General features: G+C 47.0%; 14 protein-coding genes. 7 read left to right on the top strand and 7 right to left on the bottom strand.

The genetic code is table 11. The features are described from left to right. The first annotated feature begins 16 nt into the window (after positions 1 to 16). From QUB33_RS09555 to QUB33_RS09530, 6 genes are all read left to right on the top strand, one after another. Positions 17 to 1,918: a S9 family peptidase gene (locus tag QUB33_RS09555; protein ID WP_333349765.1), complete on the top strand. Its 1,902-nt coding sequence runs from the start codon at positions 17 to 19 to the stop codon at positions 1,916 to 1,918. 175 nt (positions 1,919 to 2,093) lie between these two features. Continuing rightward, positions 2,094 to 2,810 (top strand): HAD-IA family hydrolase, encoded by a 717-nt coding sequence (locus QUB33_RS09550; RefSeq protein ID WP_333349763.1) that lies wholly within the window; start codon positions 2,094 to 2,096, stop codon positions 2,808 to 2,810. Positions 2,811 to 3,113: 303 nt separating this feature from the next. Continuing rightward, the gene (locus QUB33_RS09545) at positions 3,114 to 3,737 is read left to right on the top strand and encodes a DUF3859 domain-containing protein (RefSeq protein ID WP_333349760.1); all 624 of its coding nucleotides are present in this window, start codon (positions 3,114 to 3,116) and stop codon (positions 3,735 to 3,737) included. Positions 3,738 to 3,876: 139 nt separating this feature from the next. Then, entirely contained in the window at positions 3,877 to 5,634 is a 1,758-nt protein-coding gene (locus QUB33_RS09540) for an asparagine synthetase B family protein (protein ID WP_333349758.1), read from the top strand. 232 nt (positions 5,635 to 5,866) lie between these two features. Further along, a complete protein-coding gene (locus tag QUB33_RS09535; protein WP_333349756.1) occupies positions 5,867 to 7,087 on the top strand; it encodes a decarboxylase in 1,221 nt (406 codons plus the stop codon). Between the two features lie 168 nt (positions 7,088 to 7,255). Then, positions 7,256 to 8,575 carry a hypothetical protein gene (locus QUB33_RS09530; RefSeq protein WP_333349754.1) on the top strand — a complete coding sequence of 440 codons (1,320 nt, stop codon included), beginning with the start codon at positions 7,256 to 7,258 and terminating at the stop codon, positions 8,573 to 8,575. A gap of 319 nt (positions 8,576 to 8,894) precedes the next feature. On the opposite strand, the gene argJ is transcribed toward QUB33_RS09530, so the two are convergent. The 5 genes from argJ to rpsF form a co-directional block, all read right to left on the bottom strand. Beyond that, a complete protein-coding gene (argJ, locus tag QUB33_RS09525; RefSeq protein WP_333349752.1) occupies positions 8,895 to 10,136 on the bottom strand; it encodes a bifunctional ornithine acetyltransferase/N-acetylglutamate synthase in 1,242 nt (413 codons plus the stop codon). 312 nt (positions 10,137 to 10,448) lie between these two features. Further along, entirely contained in the window at positions 10,449 to 10,589 is a 141-nt protein-coding gene (locus QUB33_RS09520) for a hypothetical protein (protein WP_172188083.1), read from the bottom strand. A gap of 61 nt (positions 10,590 to 10,650) precedes the next feature. After that, positions 10,651 to 10,845 carry a hypothetical protein gene (locus QUB33_RS09515; protein ID WP_006631905.1) on the bottom strand — a complete coding sequence of 65 codons (195 nt, stop codon included), beginning with the start codon at positions 10,843 to 10,845 and terminating at the stop codon, positions 10,651 to 10,653. 602 nt (positions 10,846 to 11,447) lie between these two features. Then, positions 11,448 to 12,980: a right-handed parallel beta-helix repeat-containing protein gene (locus QUB33_RS09510; protein WP_333349750.1), complete on the bottom strand. Its 1,533-nt coding sequence runs from the start codon at positions 12,978 to 12,980 to the stop codon at positions 11,448 to 11,450. Between the two features lie 433 nt (positions 12,981 to 13,413). Continuing rightward, the gene (rpsF, locus tag QUB33_RS09505) at positions 13,414 to 13,749 is read right to left on the bottom strand and encodes a 30S ribosomal protein S6 (RefSeq protein WP_333081022.1); all 336 of its coding nucleotides are present in this window, start codon (positions 13,747 to 13,749) and stop codon (positions 13,414 to 13,416) included. A 436-nt stretch (positions 13,750 to 14,185) separates the two neighbouring features. On the opposite strand from rpsF, the gene QUB33_RS09500 reads away from it, so the two are divergent. Continuing rightward, the gene (locus QUB33_RS09500; protein ID WP_333349748.1) at positions 14,186 to 15,052 is read left to right on the top strand and encodes a carbohydrate ABC transporter permease; all 867 of its coding nucleotides are present in this window, start codon (positions 14,186 to 14,188) and stop codon (positions 15,050 to 15,052) included. A gap of 372 nt (positions 15,053 to 15,424) precedes the next feature. On the opposite strand, the gene QUB33_RS09495 is transcribed toward QUB33_RS09500, so the two are convergent. Continuing rightward, positions 15,425 to 17,980, bottom strand: a complete 2,556-nt coding sequence (locus tag QUB33_RS09495) for an HDIG domain-containing metalloprotein (protein ID WP_333349746.1) — start codon at positions 17,978 to 17,980, stop codon at positions 15,425 to 15,427. Between the two features lie 418 nt (positions 17,981 to 18,398). Then, positions 18,399 to 19,544 carry an ADP-ribosylglycohydrolase family protein gene (locus QUB33_RS09490; RefSeq protein ID WP_333349744.1) on the bottom strand — a complete coding sequence of 382 codons (1,146 nt, stop codon included), beginning with the start codon at positions 19,542 to 19,544 and terminating at the stop codon, positions 18,399 to 18,401. Between the last annotated feature and the right edge of the window lie 98 nt (positions 19,545 to 19,642).

Raw genomic sequence — 19,642 nt, 5'->3', positions numbered from 1 at the left:
TTAGCGACGATAAAAAATGCAAACTTCCACATCTCAACAGCCAAAAACAGAACTTCCACCGTTAATAGAGCGGGAAACTCTGTTTGGAAATCCCGAAAAAACTAGCCCCCGGCTTTCACCAGATGGCAAGTATCTCGCCTACATTGCACCAGATGAAAACAACGTTTTGCAAGTGCAATTGCGTACCGTCGGTCAAGCAGACGATCGCCAACTGACAGCAGATAAAAAACGAGGCATCCGCATCTTTTTCTGGACTTACAGCGGCGAAGAGCTAATTTATCTCCAAGATGCTGAGGGTGACGAAAACTGGCATTTATTCTCAGTCAATATCCAGTCAAATCAGGTTCGCGACTTGACACCATTTCAAGGCGTTCAAGCTCAGCCGATCGCCTTTGACCGCAACTTCCCCAATGAAATATTAGTGGGAATGAACATCCGCGATCGCAGCAAACACGACGTTTACCGCATCAACCTCAAAAATGGTGCCGTTGAATTTGACACCGACAACCCAGGTAACATCGTCGGTTGGACTGCTGACGACCAATTCCAAGTGCGGGCGGCCACAGCCACCACTGCCGACGGCGGCTCAGAATTGGTGTTTCGGGAAACTGCGGACAAGTCTTGGGAAAGCCTGCGAAGATGGGGGCCCGATGAGGAAGGCAGTGCCGTCATGTTCTCAGAAAACGGCAAAATTCTTTACATCATGGGCAATCATGATGCTAACGCCGAACGTTTGATCGCACTAGACTTAGAAACCAAACAAGAAACTGATCTCGCCTCTGACCCAGAATACGATGTCGGCGGCATTGTCGGACACCCCACCAAGCGAGAGATTCAGGCGGTTTCCTTCTACAAGGACAAGCAAGAGTGGCAGATTTTAGACCAAAGTATAGCAGAGGATTTTGAGGCGATCGGCAAATTCCGCCCCGGCGAATTCTCCATCACCAGCCGCAACCTCGCCGATACCACTTGGCTAGTCGCTTACATGACAGACGACGGCCCTGTTTACTACTATGCGTACGATCGCGCCTCCAAAACCTTCACCTTTCTGTTCAGCAACAAACCCAAACTCGAAGGGCTACCGCTATCATCAATGGAACCCATTTCTTACACCGCAAGAGATGGTTTAACCATTCACGGCTACCTGACAAAACCGGTTGGTGTCTCAACACCCGTACCGACAGTCTTGCTTGTTCACGGTGGCCCCTGGGCACGCGATACCTGGGGTTACGATCCAGCAGTCCAATGGCTGGCAAACCGAGGTTACGCCGTTTTGCAAATCAATTTTCGCGGTTCTACCGGCTACGGCAAAGCCTTTCTCAATGCCGGCAATCGCGAATGGGCCGCTAAGATGCACGACGACTTGCTAGATGGGGTGAATTGGCTTGTAGAAACAGGAATTTCCCAACCCCATAAAATTGCGATTATGGGCGGTTCTTACGGCGGTTATGCTGCCTTAGCGGGATTGACTTTTAGTCCCGATGTTTTTGCCTGCGCCGTCGATATTGTCGGGCCAAGCAATTTGATTACACTGCTGCAAAGTATTCCCCCTTACTGGGAACCGCTGAAAGCAAATATGTATCATCGCGTCGGCAATTTGGAAACAGAACCAGAGTTTCTCAAATCGATCTCGCCTTTATTTTTTGTCGATCGCATTCAGAAACCTTTGCTAATCGCCCAAGGTGCCAACGACCCGCGAGTGAAAGAAGCAGAAAGCGAGCAAATTGTCAATGCCATGAAGCAAGCCGGCAAACCTGTAGAATACGTGCTTTATACAGACGAAGGACACGGATTTGCGCGGCCGGAAAATCGCCTGCACTTTTATGCGATCGCCGAAGAATTCCTAGCCAAATATTTAGGAGGCAGATTTGAACCTGCGGCCAACATTGCCAATCATTCTGGTGTAGTGAATCCGTAAACAACTAATTAGAAGGAAGAAGGAAAAAGGAAGAAGAAAAAAGGAATTATTCAAATCTATTTTCTCTTCTCTTCTCTTCTTTTCCTCTGTGTTCTCTGTGTCCTCTGTGGTTAAATCATTCCGATGCAACCGGATGTGCGATAAGTCCTCTTTCCTCTTCCCTTTTTCTTCTCAAATGACCAAAATTATTTTTCTCGATGCCGCAGGCACGCTATTTGACGTGCGCGGCAGCGTCGGCGAAGTCTACGGAAAATTTGCCCGCAGTTGGGGAGTAACTGTTTCTAACGAAGAGTTAAATGCAGCATTTTTCCAAAGTTTTGCCGACTCAAATCCGATGGCATTTCCCGGAAGAGAATTAGCCAAAATTCCCCAGCTAGAATTTGAATGGTGGCAAGCAGTTTGCGCGAACGCTTTTCGAAGAGCAGGCGTTTTCAATCAATTCTCAGACTTTCCCAAATTCTTTGTCGAACTCTACGCTCATTTTGCCACCGCCGAACCTTGGTTCGTCTATCCCGACGTATTCCCAGCATTAAATAAGTGGCAGCAACAAGGAATTGAATTAGCAGTAGTATCGAATTTCGATTCCAGAATTTATGCAGTATTAAAAGCACTAAATTTAGCCGAATATTTCACCTCAGTGACAATTTCCACCGAAGTGGGTGCAGCAAAACCCCAGTCTCAAATTTTCACCGCAGCTTTGCAAAAGCACATCTGCATTGCCGAGAATGTGTTGCATATCGGCGACAGCTTCAAGGCTGATTATTGGGGTGCTAAAAATGCGGGATTAAACGCAATTTGGTTGAATCGCCAACAGGAAAAAATTGATTCAGAAAAGTTGAATTTAACTGATTGCCAAAAAGTAGAAGAGTTTCCTAGTCTGGATTTTATATAAGTCAGTCCAGGACGCACTCCGACAAAGAAACCGGGTTTTTTACCTAATCGGCGGGTGGCAATGCGTCTTTTCGTGAAAAAACCCGGTTTCGCATGAGTCCCCATGCGTCCAGGACTATAAATATGAATTTAATGAGGTTAAGGTTATGATTTTTATGAATTGACTTATAGAGCTGTTTATTGAATAATATGAGTAATTTAACCGCAGAGAGCGCAGAGGGCGCTGAGTTCGAGAAGAGAGAGGCGATCGTTATATTTAACTTTCGAGTGGGAAAGAACATTACAGATACTAATCGTGAACTTTATGGAAACTCGACTCACTCAAACTCAGTTAGCCCAGGTAGTCGCTGAAATCGACAAGTTATCACAACAGCGCGAGTTAGAATTGGCCCCAGATCAGGTAAGAGAAATTTTACGGGAGTTGAATCTTCCTGATGAGCTTTTAGAAGATGCGATCGCCCAAATGCGCCGCCGCGAAGTCCTAGAAAAACAGCAGCGACGCAACCGTTGGATCGCGATCGCCTCGACAGCAGTTGTCATTTCTGCGATCGGTATAGGCGTGCTGTTCGGGCAAAATCAGCAACAAAAAACTGCTCAAGTTGTGGGAGGAGAAGACAGGATTGCGCTATCGAAAAAAGGTGGTGACAGCTTTACTCAAGTCAACCGTCTAATCAACCCCCGCATCTACTACCAGGTGACGTTGAAAAATGCTCCGATCGGCCGTGAGTTGTCTTTACAATGCGACTGGATTAATTCTAGCGGTCAAACTGTGCATCAGGGTAGGTATCAAACTCGCACGATCGATACTGCGGTTTGGAATACGCACTGCTTTTACGATCTCGGATCTGCTGCAGCCCCAGGCAAATGGGAAGTTCGGATGTCCCTGGATGGCCGCGTCATCAGCGCTGAACCTTTCACGGTGAAATAAATAAACTTATCCAAAAAAGCCTGTTTTGAACAGGCAAGATGGCTGTTCCACAATTATTGGAGACATCTAAATAGACTTATCCAAAAAAGCCTGTTTTGAACAGGCAAGATGGCTGTTCCACAATTATTGGAGACATCTAATGGGTGCGATCGACCAACCTTCACATTTTATCGGCTACTGGGGACTGGACGATCGCACAAAAACGCTCAGCCGTTTAGCCCCAGATTACTGCATTCGGCAGGGCAAATTATCCGAGTGGGCGATCGCCTCTGCATCAGTCCTCACGGCTGACACAGTGACGCTGAATGCTTGCGGGCGATTTGGGCCAACCGATTTACCCGGAGATGCTTGGGCGGCGGTAGAAGCGAAACAGCTAAGGCTGGGGCGCGATCCGTTTGGGCGAGTGCCGCTTTACTGGATGCAGTTGGGAGAAACGATTTGGTTTTCGACGCAAATGCAATTGCTGCTACCGCTGATTGCTTCCCCTCAAGTTAGCCCGATCGCCCTACACAGCTATGCTTGTTTTTCCTACGTGCCCACGCCGTTAACGCCGATCGAGCAAATTGCATCCGTAGCAGCCGGAAGCGAGATGATTTGGGAAATCGCCGATGTTAACGATCGGCCGAAAGTACGCGCAGCGAAGCTATCCCGTAGGGAATCGCTGCCATCGGCTTGGCAAGAAGCGCCCCAACTACTGCGCCGTGAGGATGAGGCGATCGCACAATTGCAAGGGCTGTTGCAACAGGCGATCGATCGACAAGTGGCCGATTTGCCGATCGACGAACCCGTGGGCGTTTTACTCTCCGGTGGCATCGATTCTTCCCTAGTGACGGCGCTGCTAGTGAAAGCAGGCTTGCAAGTGCGCGCCTATGCCCTCGATTTTGGTGTGGAAGCCTATTCCGAACTGCCCTACGCCCAACAGGTGGCGGACTTTTTCCAGATTCCGCTGATCCGAGTGGCGGCGACGGGCGATGCAGTGTTGCGGGCGATCGGGCCAACCGCCAAAGCCCTCGATTTACCCTATGGAGATGGCACCACGGCTGCACTGTTTTTGCTCAAACAGGCGGCGGCGCAAGACGTGCGAGTTGTATTCAATGGCGAGAATGGCGATCAGCTATTTGCCGGATGGACAAACAAGCCTTTGATTGCACACGGAGTTTACACGGCAGAACATCCCGCCGGAGGAGAAACTTTTGAACAGCAGTATTTGCGGACGTTTCAGCGATTTTCTGGTTATGAAAAACAGATTTTTTCGCCAGAAATGCTCGATCGCATCCAATCTCACGATTTGAGCGTTTACCTGCAAGACGCGATCGATCCCAAAACCTGTCCTTCCCTGCTAGCGAGGCTGCGGCGCGCTTCGCTGATGCTCAAAGGTGCCCAAAATATTCAGCCGAGGGCAACCGCATTGGCGTTTGCTTGCGGTTTGTGGGTGCGATCGCCCTTCTGCGACCCCGACCTCACAGCATGGACGTTTCAACTGCCAGGAGAGCTGCTGCTGCAAGGTGCGTGCGAAAAATACATCCTCAAAAAAGCTGCCGAACGCTGGTTGCCGCCTGAAATTATCTGGCGGGAAAAGCGCGGGATGGGAGTGCCGTTGAAGGTTTGGTATTACCGGGAGTTTTGGGCTGCGATCGGCGATCGGCTGAATCCGAATCTGTTGCGATCGCAAAATTGCTGGCAGCCCCATTTAGCCGACTCGATGTTATCGGGACAACTCGGAGTTGCAATGCGCGATCGCTATATTGGCAACAATCTCTGGTTACTGCTGATGTGGCAGGCATGGCGAACCGAGGTTTTAGGCGAAATTCCGGTTAAGCGATCGCTGGATCATGTGTTTTGGTTGCCACCGGCGATCGGGCAGCGCATTTGGAAATATCGAAGGAGGCTCGAATGATATCATCTCAAATCCGCAATTCATCGGAATTCTTCATATCTCTCTTTTTTTCATCTGCGTGAATCCGCGTCCATCCATTGTCATCTGCGGTGAAGCAATTCTCTTTTTTAAACCCCAGATGAGGGCAGATAAACACAGATAAACGCAGATTAATTCGATTAATTCCGGTTGCACCGTCCGTGATTGTTAATTGTTGAATCGATTTTACAATTCCTATACTAACGGATGTAATATGACTGAATCTTTGCTACAGAATGAAACCAAAACACATTCGCCGCCGTTCTCCGAAGCAATGGCTGATCGACTTTTATCAACTTATGGTTCGCCCTTATATGTGTATCAGGCCGATATCCTCCGTCAGACTCTTGAGCATATTACGCGATCGATCGACTATCCGCACGTTCAGTTTCATTTTGCTAGCGTCACCAACGGCAATATTGCTCTGTTGCAATTGATTCAGCAAGCTGGTTGGGGGCTACACGCGAATACACCGGGGGATGTTTTTTTGGGACTGAAAGCGGGTTTTACGAGCGATCGCATTGTCTACACCGGCAGTAACCTCAACAGGGCGGATATTCAGCAATTGATTGAATGGAAGATCGATCGATTCAATTTCGATAGTCTGTCGCAACTCCAAGATTTTTGCGAATATTCCGGGAGTCAACCGCGATCGATCCGTGCCGAAATTGGACTGCGCCTCAACTCACCGGAATTGACGGGAGACAGTCGGATTGGAGTACGTGCAGCCGAATTTGAGAAAGCCAACAAAATCGCGCAGCAGCAGGGGTTGAGGATTACCGGATTGCATTTTTATCGGGGGACTGGAACTAACGCCACGAGTGCTTTTACGCAGGCGATCGATCGGCTAATTGCGATCGCCCAACTGTTGCCCGATTGGAAAACCCTCGATTTTGGCGGTGGTTTTGGCTATCCCTATCGAGGCGGTGCGGTGTTTGACTGGCGGGAGTTTGGTGCGGCGATTACTGAACGATTGAGTGCGCTATCTCGCCCGATCGAGTTGGTGATTGAACCGGGACGATCGGCGATCGCAGGTTGTGGCGTTTTGCTTGCGAAAGTTGTGTCGGTCAAGTGGTTGGGCCAGCGGCAAATTGTCGGCGTGGATACGACTGTATCAAATCTATCGGTGCCTGCGGTACACGGGGGCTATCGGGCTATCGCCACTTGGGAAACCGACGATGTATCGCGACATGAAACGGATATTTGCGGCAACACGACTTATTCGCGGGATTATTTGGGGCGCAACTGCTGGCTACCGAAACTCAAAATTGGAGATGCGATCGCGATTTTGGATAGCGGGGCTTACGGCTATGCGATGTCGTCACATTTTCTGCACCGCCCCCGCCCTGCTGAGGTGTTGATTGATGCTAAGGGCGATCGATTAATTCGACAGCGAGAAGACTATTCCATTTTGTTAAACGGGCAAATCTTTTAAGAGGGCATTGGGCATTGGGAATTGGGCATTGGGCATAGTTTCTTCCTTCTTCCTTCTACTTATTATCTCTCTTCTCTTCCTCTGCGCCCTCTGCGCCCTCTGCGGTTAAATTATTCCGAAACAACCGCCAACGATATAAATCCATTAAATCAATCAGGAGTAACCGAAATGGGAATGAAATGCGTCCAGTGTCAAACCGACAACATTTTGAGCGATCGTACCAGGAACTCAGGTCGCTGTAAACGGTGCAACCATCCGTTTGTCTTTGAACCCACTAGCGTCACTGATAAAAAGTTGGCATTCACCGATCCGTTTTTCAAAAAGGCGATCGAAAATATTTCCAGCCAAAATATGTTGTTTTTTACGCACAAACAGTTTTTGTATTTTATTGACCAAAAGCTTAAATCTCGCGCCCCAGAAACCAGTTGGATTTTTCTCTACTTCTTTTTTAGCGTATTTGCGGGCATCTTAGGCCTTCACTTCGCTCTTGCTCTTTTTCCCTCACAATTCGCAGTTGTTATTCCCTTCGCTCTTTACAATTTGATTTGGATATGGCTATTGTTCAACTACAGCAAATCTCCGGCTCAAGGTATTCGCGGCAGAAGAAATTATGCTAAAAACCTCCAGATTTTAGGGGGAATTATTTTAGTTATGGGCATTTCAGGAAGCCTAATATTTGATTATTCTTCAGGATACATCGTAGCGATTACACTAGGATTATTTTCCTACTGGCTCGGCATTTCACAAAAAAATCGCCCACAGCTAACGGGTGAAATATTTCTCGTTAATCAAGCGCAGAGCGATAAATGGCTGCGAGACTGGCAAACAGTAAACGGCACATTAGAAAAACTGCTCCCTGCTGCTCGTCAAGAGGCTTTGCCCGCCATTATCGATCGCGAAGTCAGCGCATACAGCTTCGATCGCGCAATTATCTGTGACAGTGACGAAATAGCTCAATTCCTCATTGCTAACAATGTCCATTTTGAAAACAACTGCGCCATTCTTAGTATTAGTGGCTATCCCCAAAGCATCTTCAACACCGTAATCGAAATGCTGCGTCGTAATGCCGATTTGAAAGTTTATGCGCTGCACAATGCAAGCCCTGCAGGAGTTCGCTTGGTAAATCAACTGCGAACTAATCCAAACTGGTTTGCGAATCAAGCGGTGACAATTTTTGATTTGGGAATTTCTCCCCGTCAAATCTTAGCAACCCGCGATATGTTTGTGCAGCAATCTCAAACAGTCGCACAAACCGCCCGTCAATTACCCGAGGCTGTAAGGCAAAGTTTAACAGCCGAAGAACTAGCATGGCTGGATGCAGGCAATTTTGTGGAATTAGAATCGTTTACGCCGCAGCGGTTGTTGCGGGTAGTGAATTACGGACTTGCTCAGAGTGGCGATCCGCAGGGTAACGAGGGCTTAATATTAGTGGATGATAATGTTGGATATGGCGGCGGCTATGTGTTTGTCTCCGATAGTTTTGGTTAGGGCGTGTTTTCAAACTTTATATTATACTTATTAATAATAAGCTTAAAAAGTCTTGAAACTTAGTCTGAATAAGATTTTTAGCGAGCTTTAGTTAAAATTATAAAAAGCTTATCTGTGTAAGGGCTTCAGCGATTTTAAAATGAGGAGCAAAAAAGCTGAGATTAACTCGGTGAGTAAAGGTTTCAGATTTTTTAATTTCCCCCCACGGGGGGAAGTTTAGTTTAAATTGTGTGAAATTTGCCTTTAACCCGCTCTCGTCTGGTTTGGTTTGTGTAGGCGCGGTTTCTAACCGCCCCGATGTCTAACCGCCTGGACTTTTTTAAGTCGTATACTCCGCATTAATCTTCACGTAGTCGTAACTCAAATCGCATCCCCAAGCTTTCGCAAAACCGCTGCCATTCCCCACACTAACCTGAATTAAAACCGTATCAGCCTTCAAATATTCCCCCTCCGCAGCCGCTTTCATATAATTACTTGCAGCAGCGCGATCGAACTCTTTAGGTTGTCCGTTTTCCATCATCAAAAAATCCCCCAATTGAATCCGCAAATTCTCTTGATCGAAAGGTACACCAGCGCGCCCAGCAGCCGCCGCAATTCTGCCCCAATTCGGATCGCGTCCGAAAATAGCAGCTTTCACCAAAGAAGAACCGACAATTGTTTTGGCAATTTTACTCGCAGAAACTTCATCCAGCGCGCCACTAACTTGCACTTCCACCAAACAAGTTGCACCTTCGCCGTCACGGGCGATCGCCTTTGCTAAATGTACGCAAACTTCTGTCAGCATCGCCTCTAATTTTTCAGCATCTGCCCCCATTTCCGTAATTGCGGGCGTGCGGGATTGACCGTTTGCCAAAGCAATTAGCGAATCGTTGGTACTTGTATCGCCGTCAACAGTAATTTGATTGAAACTTCTGTTAGCCGCCCGACTCAGCATTTCTTGCCACAAATGCGACGACACTGCTGCATCGCAAGTTACAAATGCCAGCATTGTTGCCATATTCGGGTGAATCATTCCCGAACCTTTGCAAATGCCGCCGATGCGGACGGGTCGATCGCCAAACATGGTTTCCAGGGCGATCGTTTTCGGCACTAAATCAGTCGTACAAATAGCCTTAGCCGCCGCATCGGAACCAGTTTCCGATGCCTCAGCAACTAATCGGGGAATTCCCGCCCTCAGCGGCTCCATTTTTATCCGCTGTCCGATGACGCCAGTGGAGGCCAAAAGAATAGATTCTGGAGGAATATTCAGCGCTTCTCCCAACAATTTGGCACTTTCGAGGGCATCTGCCAAACCTTGTTCACCAGTAGCAGCATTAGCTTGTCCCGCATTGCACAAAATTGCTTTCGCGCTGGGTTTAGCTTGCAAACGCTGGCGGCAGTAGTCCACACAAGCGGCCCGGACAGTGGAGGTTGTGAATACTCCGGCGGCGATCGCGTCCACCTCTGACAAAATTAAACTTAAATCTGGCAAGCCTGAAGGCTTCAAGCCCGCTGTAATTCCCGATGCTCGATACCCTCTGGGTGCTGTAACTCCGCCGTCAATTTCTTTCCAGTCCGACATGATGACCTCCCTAGTAGCCTTCAATCTGCTGAAAGGGGATTATACCATTTTAGATTTTAGATTTTAGATTTTAGACTTCGGCGTGAGCGCTCAGTCGAACCATTTTAGATTTTAGATTTTAGATTCCCCATTCTTTTGAACCCAATTTCCCATTCCCCATTTTCAATTCCCAATTCCCATAAAACTAATCGCGGCTTCCAATCTAGAGGTAGAACTCAAGAAGAAGTCGCGACGGTTTTGTAATTGACATTATTAATTTTTAGCTGGCAAACAACAAACTCGATTCAACTATCTCGCCGTTGAAAAAAGGAGTTATTTGCGATCGATACTCGCTGGAGAACCAGCATCTAAACCAACTTCCGCAGCCACACGGCTCAGCATGGATTCCTGACGGTTTTTGACGACGTGTTGATGGCGCATCATCAGGGTGCGGGCTTGTTCTTGAGTTGACATAACTGATTTCTCCAAATTATAGGTAATAACTTCGTAGACAATTGTCGAAATTGAGCTGGCCCTAGCTCATAGTGGCGTTGCTGCGATCGTAACTGGCTTGAAAGCTGGGCTGCGGTTTGCCTTGAATGTGACCCCAGTAGTGCGTATCTTCCATCCCGACTTCGGTGGCGGTGCGGTTGAGCATGGATTGCTGCCGGTTCTTCACCAGTTGGTGGTGGCGCATCATCAGAGAGCGAGCTTGATTTTCGGTAGACATAGGGGGTTCCTCCGTATTCTTTAGATTAATGTTGAGCTGGTTTTTTCTTCTCTTCTATCACTATAACAGACAATTCTGTATCTAAAGCTACCAAATCAAAATTGTCACAAAACTTTACAATTGGGCTATGGGGCGAGAATCTCGATCGAGGTTGCAGGGAGTGCGATCGAGCTTGGCCTAGTTGATTCAGCCCCAACCTCAAGCAGCAGTTGGCAAAATTTGACAATACTCATCTTCTAAGAGCCACATTTTAGCGACTACGTAATTGCCAAGGGCCGAAATAACTTTATAGTTTGGTCCCGAGTTATAGAGGCAGAATTTTGCCTCTCAAGAGAGTCGAATTTGCCTTAGTTAACAGTAAATTTAATAAGTAGCTAAGTAGGGAGGCGCTGTAAAACACAATTATGTTAAGGATTGTAAAGTATCCAAAGACCCTAAGCGTGGCTAAGTTAGCCCTGTTTACATATTGTTACATAAATCGGTTTAATCCCGCTTACCAACTTAAATCATTATTATTGAGTTGTGTAATTAATTTTGTTTAGCTACTTAATACAACTATTAACAATTAATTATTACAGACACAACTTATTATAATGAAGGGTTTATTGGGGTAAATCAGGAAATTGAGGTGGGAACTTACCCTGCCACCAAAAATGGGGTTTTTCTCCATTGGGAAAAGCTCCAACTCTCATCTGAGATGTTTTAGAATCAGCAGTTAATGGGGTTGGGTTACTGACTGGAGATTTTAAGTAAAAATTTCCTTCTTCAGGATTAACAAATTGAGGTTCTTCTATGACCGCAGCAGTTCCATTCGTTCCATAGATATTCGCATAGTTATCAGGAAGCCATCCAGCATAAATCGGACGAGTGGTGTTATTTTCTCCAAAGATTAAGTTCTGGCTAATCTCAATATCTTTTTGACGAAAAATCTTTTCGATGTCAGAATTAGCCGCCAAATAGCGATCGCTATAACCGATTTGAAATCCGCTATTCTTGCTAAAAATATTATTTTTGATTTCAACATTTTGAAGATTATCAGAAAATAAATATAACCCTCCAGTAATCCAAAAAAAGCTATCTCCTTGGTTCGGTTTACCATAACCATTATGATGAACCGTATTGTTATAAATTTTAATATTCTGCCGTAACCCATCATTTCCCCATCGGGCAAAGAGAATTCCGGTTCCCGAGTTATCATAAATTAAGTTATGGTGAAATCGAATATTTTTTGCTTCTGCTCCTCCTTCTACTGCTAAAGCAAATCCTGCCCCATTACAATTATGAACAACATTATTAAAGACCTCAACATCTTCTAAGACTCCAAACCAACTATCAACATATAATCCTTGTCGTGCCATGTGGTGAATATAGTTATGATGGACGCTTCCATATTTACTCTTTTCTTTAACATCAATCCCTTCTTTTTTCCCATCCTTAACTAAGTTATAAGCAACTTCAAAATTTTCAACCCCAGCGATTGAAATTGCTTCATGGGGAGCTTCTGAAAAATCATTTAAAAAGTCAGCCATCTTCAGGTCGTTTGCATTAATAACCGTATTTCCCATTACTTTATAGTGATCGCCCCACCAAACACCAATACCTGGAGAAAACGTATTTTCTGTTTTATTATTATAAAGGTTAATAAAATGGCTTTTCCTAACTGTAATCCCAGAATTATGAGAATTAATAACTTCTAAATTTTCGACTTGAATATAACTAACATTTTGTAACAAAAATGCACCTTGATCGTGAGGATGAGGGGCTTTTTTAGCAGAGGGAGGCTCTACTTTAACCGCATTCGCATCAATAATAACTCGTTCTTCAGGATAGGCTCGATAAGTAATCCAAGCCTTTTCTGTCCCTGAATTTTTAGCTTGAATCTGTTCAGTGAGGCGATAAGTTCCAGCCCGAATATAAACTGCTTCACCCGCTTTTAATACCGACGCTGCGTGATTAATTGTTGACCAAGGATGAGCGAGTGAACCGTTATTTGTATCACTGCCATTTGGTGAAACATAAAAACCATGAGGATGGATTTGTGATAAACTTCGTGATGTCCAGCACTCGCCACTAATCGCCAATAGAAATCCTGCTAATACTAACGTGATCAACCTATGAACAGTTTTTCTCATCATGAAGTTTTTTAAAGTAGCATTTAATCCTTACTGTTTAAACATTAAAGCACTTTCGTGATTTTGTAAATCTAGTAAGTAGGTAGGCGCTGTAAAACACAATTATGTAAACGATTGTAAAGTATCTTTAGCCCTAAGCGTGGCTAACTTAGCCCTGCTTACATATTGTTACATAGATCGGTTTAATCCCGCTTATTTACTTATAATTTCAATTAACATCAAGTCCCGCCCTAAAGAAACTATGCTGTGCCCACAATTGCAAAGATCCCCCTAGCCTCTTTTTCAGGAGGATGCCAGGGGGAGCGAAAGGCTCTGACGTTAGTTTTTCAAGTTGTGTGTACAGGGTAGCCCTTAAGAAAGGCGTGCCGGGGAATAAGCGGCCCTAATCGTCAAACAGCAGACTGGTACTACATAAGACGTTAAGTTGACACGAATGCTACTCGGCGGCTTCCGCTTCAGCTTCCGCTTCAGGTGCATCTGGCACATCTTGCTTGATTGTCAAATAGCGAATCACTTCTTCGCTCAGACGCATCGCGCGCTCCAGGGTGAAAATTGCAGCGCCCGGAGCTGTATAGTTCATTTGAACGTATACTCCGTCCCGGTGCTTGCCGATTTCGTAAGCCAAACGGCGCTTGCCGCGGTGCTGAGTTTCGATGTTTTCAGCACCTTGATCGCGCAAAATAGTTTGATATTTAGCGATCGCCTGGTCTGTCATTTCCTCACCCAAATCAGGGCGCAGAATGTACATAGTTTCGTAAATAAACGGTTTCATGGCAATAATCCCCTTATGGACAACAAGGCTTCTCACGAAGCAAGGACTTATTATCATATCCCAACATTGACATTCTCACCGACCTAAAGGTGCGGTGATTCCCAAACCTCACGATTTGAGTTTCTGCTTCATCGCAACTGCCTCCACCCACAAGGAGTTTTCTGGTCTTATGTTCGCTCCACAGACTAGCCCCGCTAGCCCAGCGGTTTTTATGCGTCGAATACCTAAAAGGAATTCTTATCTGTTGTTTTGATTCGAGGGATGTTTACCATAGCCCTATCCTCTTTTCCCGGTCTACCGATTTATCTGCGCCGCCAGTTGTACTGGACTTCGCTCGTTAGGCTGTCTGAATCCATCGTCGCGGGTGGGTCATTGACCAAACTATAGTTTAATATAAAGCCGTCCTACAACGACGGGGTTTCCACCCACCGTTCTGATGAACAATCTCAAAACTAAAAAACCAAATTCCCCAAACAACACTCCCTCGCCGTGGAGCACCCTGTGGACGTACAGCATCATGAGCGCGATCGCACTTTTAATGCTGTTTCCCTTGCTGTGGCTGCTCAGTACCTCCCTCAAATCCCCCAACGAAAACATCTTTCAATTTCCCCCGCAACTGTGGCCACAACAGCCAACCCTCGAAAACTTCATCAAAGTTTGGCAAACCAACCCCTTCGGCAGTTACCTGTTCAACAGCACCCTAATTGCCGGCCTCACAGTTAGCATCAACGTCCTCTTTTGCGCCCTCGCCGCTTACCCCTTAGCCAGACTCAAATTTCGCGGCCGCGAAGCCATCTTAATCACAATCATTTCCACAATCATGATTCCTTTCCAAATAGTCATGATTCCCCTATACATATTGACAGTACAACTCGGACTAAAAAATAGTTATTTAGGGGTAATATTTCCCGGACTAGCCTCAGCCTTCGGCATATTTTTATTACGACAAGCATTCCTAGCAGTTCCCAAAGAACTAGAAGAAGCCGCCCGCATCGACGGCTGCAGCGAATTAGGCATTTGGTGGCACGTCATGATTCCGGCAATTAAGCCAGCTTTAGTCACTCTAGGAATTTTCGTATTTATCGGTTCTTGGAGCGACTTTCTGTGGCCGCTGCTAGTTTTAGACAGGCCGGAATATTACACTTTACCTTTAGGGGTAGCCAATTTAGCCGGGACATTTTCTTTAGATTGGCGTTTAGTTGCGGCGGGTTCTATTATTTCTATTGTTCCCGTTTTAGGACTATTTTTGCTCTTGCAAAAATACATTGTGCCAACAGAAACTGCTGCTGGAGTCAAGGGATAGAATCAAGATAAACAATCGGCATTTATCCGCGTTCATCTGCGGTTAAAAATTAAAATCTTTTAAACTCACAACTCACAAAATTTATTTGTGATGTAGGAACGGCCCCAAATCCGCTGGATTGTTTACTGCGCTGCGGTTGTAGATACTATCATCGCTTGTGCAAATGCGATCGATGCCCAAGACTGGCAAAAATTGCGATCGCACCTAGCCGGCGAAAGAGATATCGACACTTCGGAGGTTTGAGGGACCAAACAACCTGTGGTAATTGTCAGCGACACTTCAGAAGTGCATCGCTATTCGCGGGGCAAATCGCAATGAAATCTCATTCACAACTGAAATGCGAGCTGATTTTTCCTAACTAAAAATTTACTCCTACCTGGGAGTAAAAACTGCACTAGGGTAAGCAATTCGCTTGTGATTGAACTGTTCCCAAACCCGCACAAAAATCTCCGCAATTAGAGACATATCCTCCCGCGTTAAACCCGAATCCATCAACTGATTATCCTGCCAGCGAGCCCTCAAAATCCGATTAACCATATTCAAAGCCTCTTCATGAGTAGCATCCTTGAGCGATCGCAAAGCAGCCTCGCAAGAATCCGCCAGCATCAGAATCCCCGTTTCCCGCGACTGCGGAATCGGCCCATCGTAGCGAAAATCCTCCTCCCTCACTTGGCGACTTGCGATTGCTAACTTGGAATTATTCGCATCTGGCAAAGCAATCTTTAAATCTTCTATTTCTTTTGCAGCAATTTGCTGCGCTTGGTGGTAGAAATAAGCAATTAACATTGTACCTTGGTGCTCGGGAATAAACGCCTGAATTGCCTTCGGCAATCGATGCTTCCGCGCCATCACCAAGCCCTCGCTAACGTGCTTTTTAATAATCTCCGCGCTCGCCCAAGGGTCATTGATTTCATCGTGTTTGTTGCCCCCGCCCATTTGATTTTCACAAAATCCGAGCGGGTCGTGCATTTTTCCAATATCGTGGTATAATGTCCCAGCTCTGACCAGCTCAACATTGCAGCCGAGTTCCCGGGCCGCTGCCTCCGCCAAACTCGCCACAAACAGCGTGTGCTGAAAAGTCCCCGGAGCCTCGGCAGCCAATTTCTTCAACAGCGGGCGGTTGGGATTGGCAAGTTCCGCCAGCCGAGTCGGCGTAATCAAGTCAAAAACGTGTTCCAAATAAGGGCTGATGCCGATCGCCACAACGCTCCAAGCCAAACCGGCCAAACTTTGCGCGCCCACAGTACCGAGCACGACGTACCAAATCGCACCGACAGCGGCGCTGGCAATCAAAGTCCCCACCAGATAAACCGTGCCCTGAGTCAACCCAAGAGCCAAGCCCAAAAGAGCCAATTCCTCGCGCGAGCGCAGCCGCCCGGCCATAAAAGCGCCCAGCAATCCCCCCGCCCCGCTAGCGACTAAATGAATCAACTCGACATTTAAGCCAACGGGCAGCAGCACCGACAGCAGCCCCACCACAGTCACTCCTACCGCCGAACCGTAGAAGCCGCCCGCCAAAATCCCGATCGCCGGCAAACTCGTCCAAGGCAGGCCCAAACTCACCAGCACTGGGGCGCTCAAAGTCAGCAACAGCAATAGCAAATGATCTCTGCGGCGCAAGCGGTAGTGCCTTTCCACCAGCAGTACGATCGCAATTGCCCCCGCGACTAAACAAACAAAACCGGTCAGCCCCAGCCAATTCACCCCCCGCCGGCTTAAACCAAAATAGTCCAGCAACACGAAATCCTGCTGCGAGATCTCTTGTCCTTCTGCAACAATTATCTCGCCCCGATCGACTGCGATCATCACCGGTTTCACTTTTTGCGCCGCTAATTCAGCTAGCTGTTTGGTTTCCTCGGGATCTCTCACCAGATTTGGCTGCAAAATGGCTGTTAAACCCTCAACCGCCAAAGCTTGGGACTCTAACGGCACTTCCTCAGCCACTTGCAACTTCACAGCTTCTTTCAAAATTTCCTTTGGCAACCCCTGCGGGATACCTTGAGCCACCATCCTTTTTGCCGCCCGACTCATACCGGTTTGGGTTTTCTGCCAAGCTGCATCCGACAAATCAAACAGCGAAGTATCGTAAATCTGTGGGAGCCCCAAAACCGAGGGTTCTCCCAGCGCCTCCACAGCTTTGAGATAGCGGCGGCGAGCAGAGGAAATACTGTCTGTCAGGCTTTGAAACTCTGCTGGCCGGACCGATCGGCTGTAAGCTTGCAGTTGAGCGATCGCATCTTGCTGAGAATTGTTATCTGTTGCCGCAGCAATTGCGGGGGAACCCAAACTCAATCGCTCGGAAGTTGCACTTTTGTCACCAGCTTGCGCCACAATAGATCGCCACTCCCACTCCGGACAGCCACGCAAGTAAACCTGAGCCGTATTTGAGAGCACCGAGGGACTCGCAAACGGAAACGGGCGTACCGCTTCCCGCAGCTCGCTTCCCTGCTGCAAAAATTGTTGTAATTCTCGATAAATTTGTCCATCAACTGCAGGATCGAGCATTAATATCGCTACAGCTCCGATCCGCGCTGCTTTCCGCTGTTCTTCAGTAGTCTTGTAATCGGGGATGCTAGCACTAGCAGGAGCCTTAATCGTCTGAGGAGCTTTCGTCCCCACATCCAGTTTCGGCTGATTGTAGAAGCGGTGGCCCAGAGTGCTGCTTAGGGAAACTACCGCTACGAGCGCCAACATAGGGGAACGAGCTTGATTTTTGAGGCTTGATTTGGAGGTTTTACTTGTAAATACTGTAGTAAAAGTCTCGGGAAGAAGCCATTTCTGGCGCGACAAACGGCTCAGGAGAGGCCCGCCAGCGCGTGAGGTATCTGCTTTGCTGCAGCCATTTTGCACTTTAGCAATGTGTTGGCGTAGTGAGCGCGCAGCCCCTAGCTGCTCAATCTGCCGCATCAATGAGGAGAGCGTATTCATTTGTGTCGAAGATATATCACTGTTATCCAGCAGCTTTGTCAGAATTTCTGACTATGCATCTTGATTGATTTTATCCGAACTACCCTGGCTGAATATTCAACCCTCCAGGCTACTTTGCCTGACTATCGCCAGCAGTTGGCTTTCCTAACGGTGGCCAACAACCCAAGCAGCTTCTTTGCTTCCCTTGTTTATCTTGAACAGAACTGGCGCGCGAGGGCTAAAAACCCCGTTTCTCCGTAGATTCTTCGTTTCCCAACCCCATATTCTCGTTTAAACCTGGCTTGTTGGGGCAGGCGCGTCCGATTTAATTTTTCACTTTTTAATCTTTAATTGTCGCTCTCCTTCCACTTTCGCTGTTGACTTGTTAATGGCTAATTGCTAATTTCTGGTTTCCCCTTACCGTTCAAAGCTCCAAACTTTATATTTTACGAGGTCTAATGACATAAGGTGCAGCCACCGCTCGGGCTAGCGGGGCGGAATCCAGTCCGGCATCTGGCCTGTAAACTCCCGCCCAAACAGCAAACAGGTTATTTGCTAACTCTACAATTTTTGCATCGCTGCCAGTTCCCCAGAGCGAAGTTTCTCGACCGTCGGCTAGCTGCTGGGATTTAACGTCAGGCGAAGATACCTGTCGCCATTCTACTGGAATCGCAGCAACGCCGTTATAGGCTCCAGACAAAGCTCCTGTCAAAGCGCAGGTGAGTTGTGCAGCTATACCACAGCGGGCCGCCCGCACCACTGACAAGCGTAAATCTTCTGGGGTGTTCAAGAAGCAGTAAAAAGCTAAGGTAATGGGAATGAAATTTCCTGGGTTAATTGACTCGGTTTGTAATTTTTTCTCGCCTTCGCCCTGTCTTTCTCGCAAAGCTGTGGCAGTTTTGCACAGATGAGTGGTGGCTGTTTCTAAATCGGCTCCCTTTTCTAGTAGTATTTGCACTTGCAGCAGCAGCTCTGTTAAGGCATTATCTGTTTTCAGGTAAGCAAGTATTTGCTCAATCGCTGTCGCCGGGTCAAGTCTTTCTTTGAGAGCTCTGGCGATCGTATATGCTACTGCTAAAATTGCTGTTTCCCATTCTGGCTGGTTTTCATGATGCCAAACCTCTATCGCCAGCATGATTTTTTCTCGCAGCTTGGCTTTATTTTCGTGAAAAAACATCGCGGATGGCAGCGCAGCAACGGCAGCTTCACCAGGGTTAAGCAGGGTTTGAAACTCACTGTTGCGGGGATGGTAAATTTCCGACTTGGCAAATGCTTCCCAAGTATCGCGCCAATCTTTTAAATCTAAACTTCTACACCGAATTAAACTTTGAGCGCAAGCTACCGCAAGTCTCCCGGCTTCGGATGAGTCTTTGCCACTGAGGATTTTGCTGTGGAGAGAATTCAACGCCAATGTTGCCCCACTTAAGGTCAATTGTTGGTGTTTCGTCAGTTGTAAAATTGGCTGCAAGTCTTCTGTTTGTGGGGGAATACCCACGAGTTGCCTCTGGTATTGCAGGCCTATAGAGTCTCCTAAAACTGCCCCCAGGATGGTTCCTTGAAACTTGCTCAACAGGGAATGCCGCATTTGAATTTAACTCAAGTTGTTAGTAATTGGTAATCGGTAATTTAGAATTCTTCCTGGTTTGCTTCTTTGCCTAACTATTGTGATTAATTTTAATTCAA

It is taken from the genome of Microcoleus sp. B3-A4 (assembly GCF_036705385.1).
Classification (GTDB): Bacteria; Cyanobacteriota; Cyanobacteriia; order Cyanobacteriales; family Microcoleaceae; genus Microcoleus.
This window is presented reverse-complemented; position numbering and strand designations above follow the sequence as displayed.

Coding starts and splice junctions, on each gene's coding strand:
- QUB33_RS09555 (WP_333349765.1), top strand. CDS start 17: ATGCAAACTTCCACATCTCAACAGCCAAAAACAGAACTTCCACCGTTA.
- QUB33_RS09550 (WP_333349763.1), top strand. CDS start 2,094: ATGACCAAAATTATTTTTCTCGATGCCGCAGGCACGCTATTTGACGTG.
- QUB33_RS09545 (WP_333349760.1), top strand. CDS start 3,114: ATGGAAACTCGACTCACTCAAACTCAGTTAGCCCAGGTAGTCGCTGAA.
- QUB33_RS09540 (WP_333349758.1), top strand. CDS start 3,877: ATGGGTGCGATCGACCAACCTTCACATTTTATCGGCTACTGGGGACTG.
- QUB33_RS09535 (WP_333349756.1), top strand. CDS start 5,867: ATGACTGAATCTTTGCTACAGAATGAAACCAAAACACATTCGCCGCCG.
- QUB33_RS09530 (WP_333349754.1), top strand. CDS start 7,256: ATGGGAATGAAATGCGTCCAGTGTCAAACCGACAACATTTTGAGCGAT.
- argJ (WP_333349752.1), bottom strand. CDS start 10,136: ATGTCGGACTGGAAAGAAATTGACGGCGGAGTTACAGCACCCAGAGGG.
- QUB33_RS09520 (WP_172188083.1), bottom strand. CDS start 10,589: ATGTCAACTCAAGAACAAGCCCGCACCCTGATGATGCGCCATCAACAC.
- QUB33_RS09515 (WP_006631905.1), bottom strand. CDS start 10,845: ATGTCTACCGAAAATCAAGCTCGCTCTCTGATGATGCGCCACCACCAA.
- QUB33_RS09510 (WP_333349750.1), bottom strand. CDS start 12,980: ATGATGAGAAAAACTGTTCATAGGTTGATCACGTTAGTATTAGCAGGA.
- rpsF (WP_333081022.1), bottom strand. CDS start 13,749: ATGAAACCGTTTATTTACGAAACTATGTACATTCTGCGCCCTGATTTG.
- QUB33_RS09500 (WP_333349748.1), top strand. CDS start 14,186: ATGAACAATCTCAAAACTAAAAAACCAAATTCCCCAAACAACACTCCC.
- QUB33_RS09495 (WP_333349746.1), bottom strand. CDS start 17,980: ATGAATACGCTCTCCTCATTGATGCGGCAGATTGAGCAGCTAGGGGCT.
- QUB33_RS09490 (WP_333349744.1), bottom strand. CDS start 19,544: ATGCGGCATTCCCTGTTGAGCAAGTTTCAAGGAACCATCCTGGGGGCA.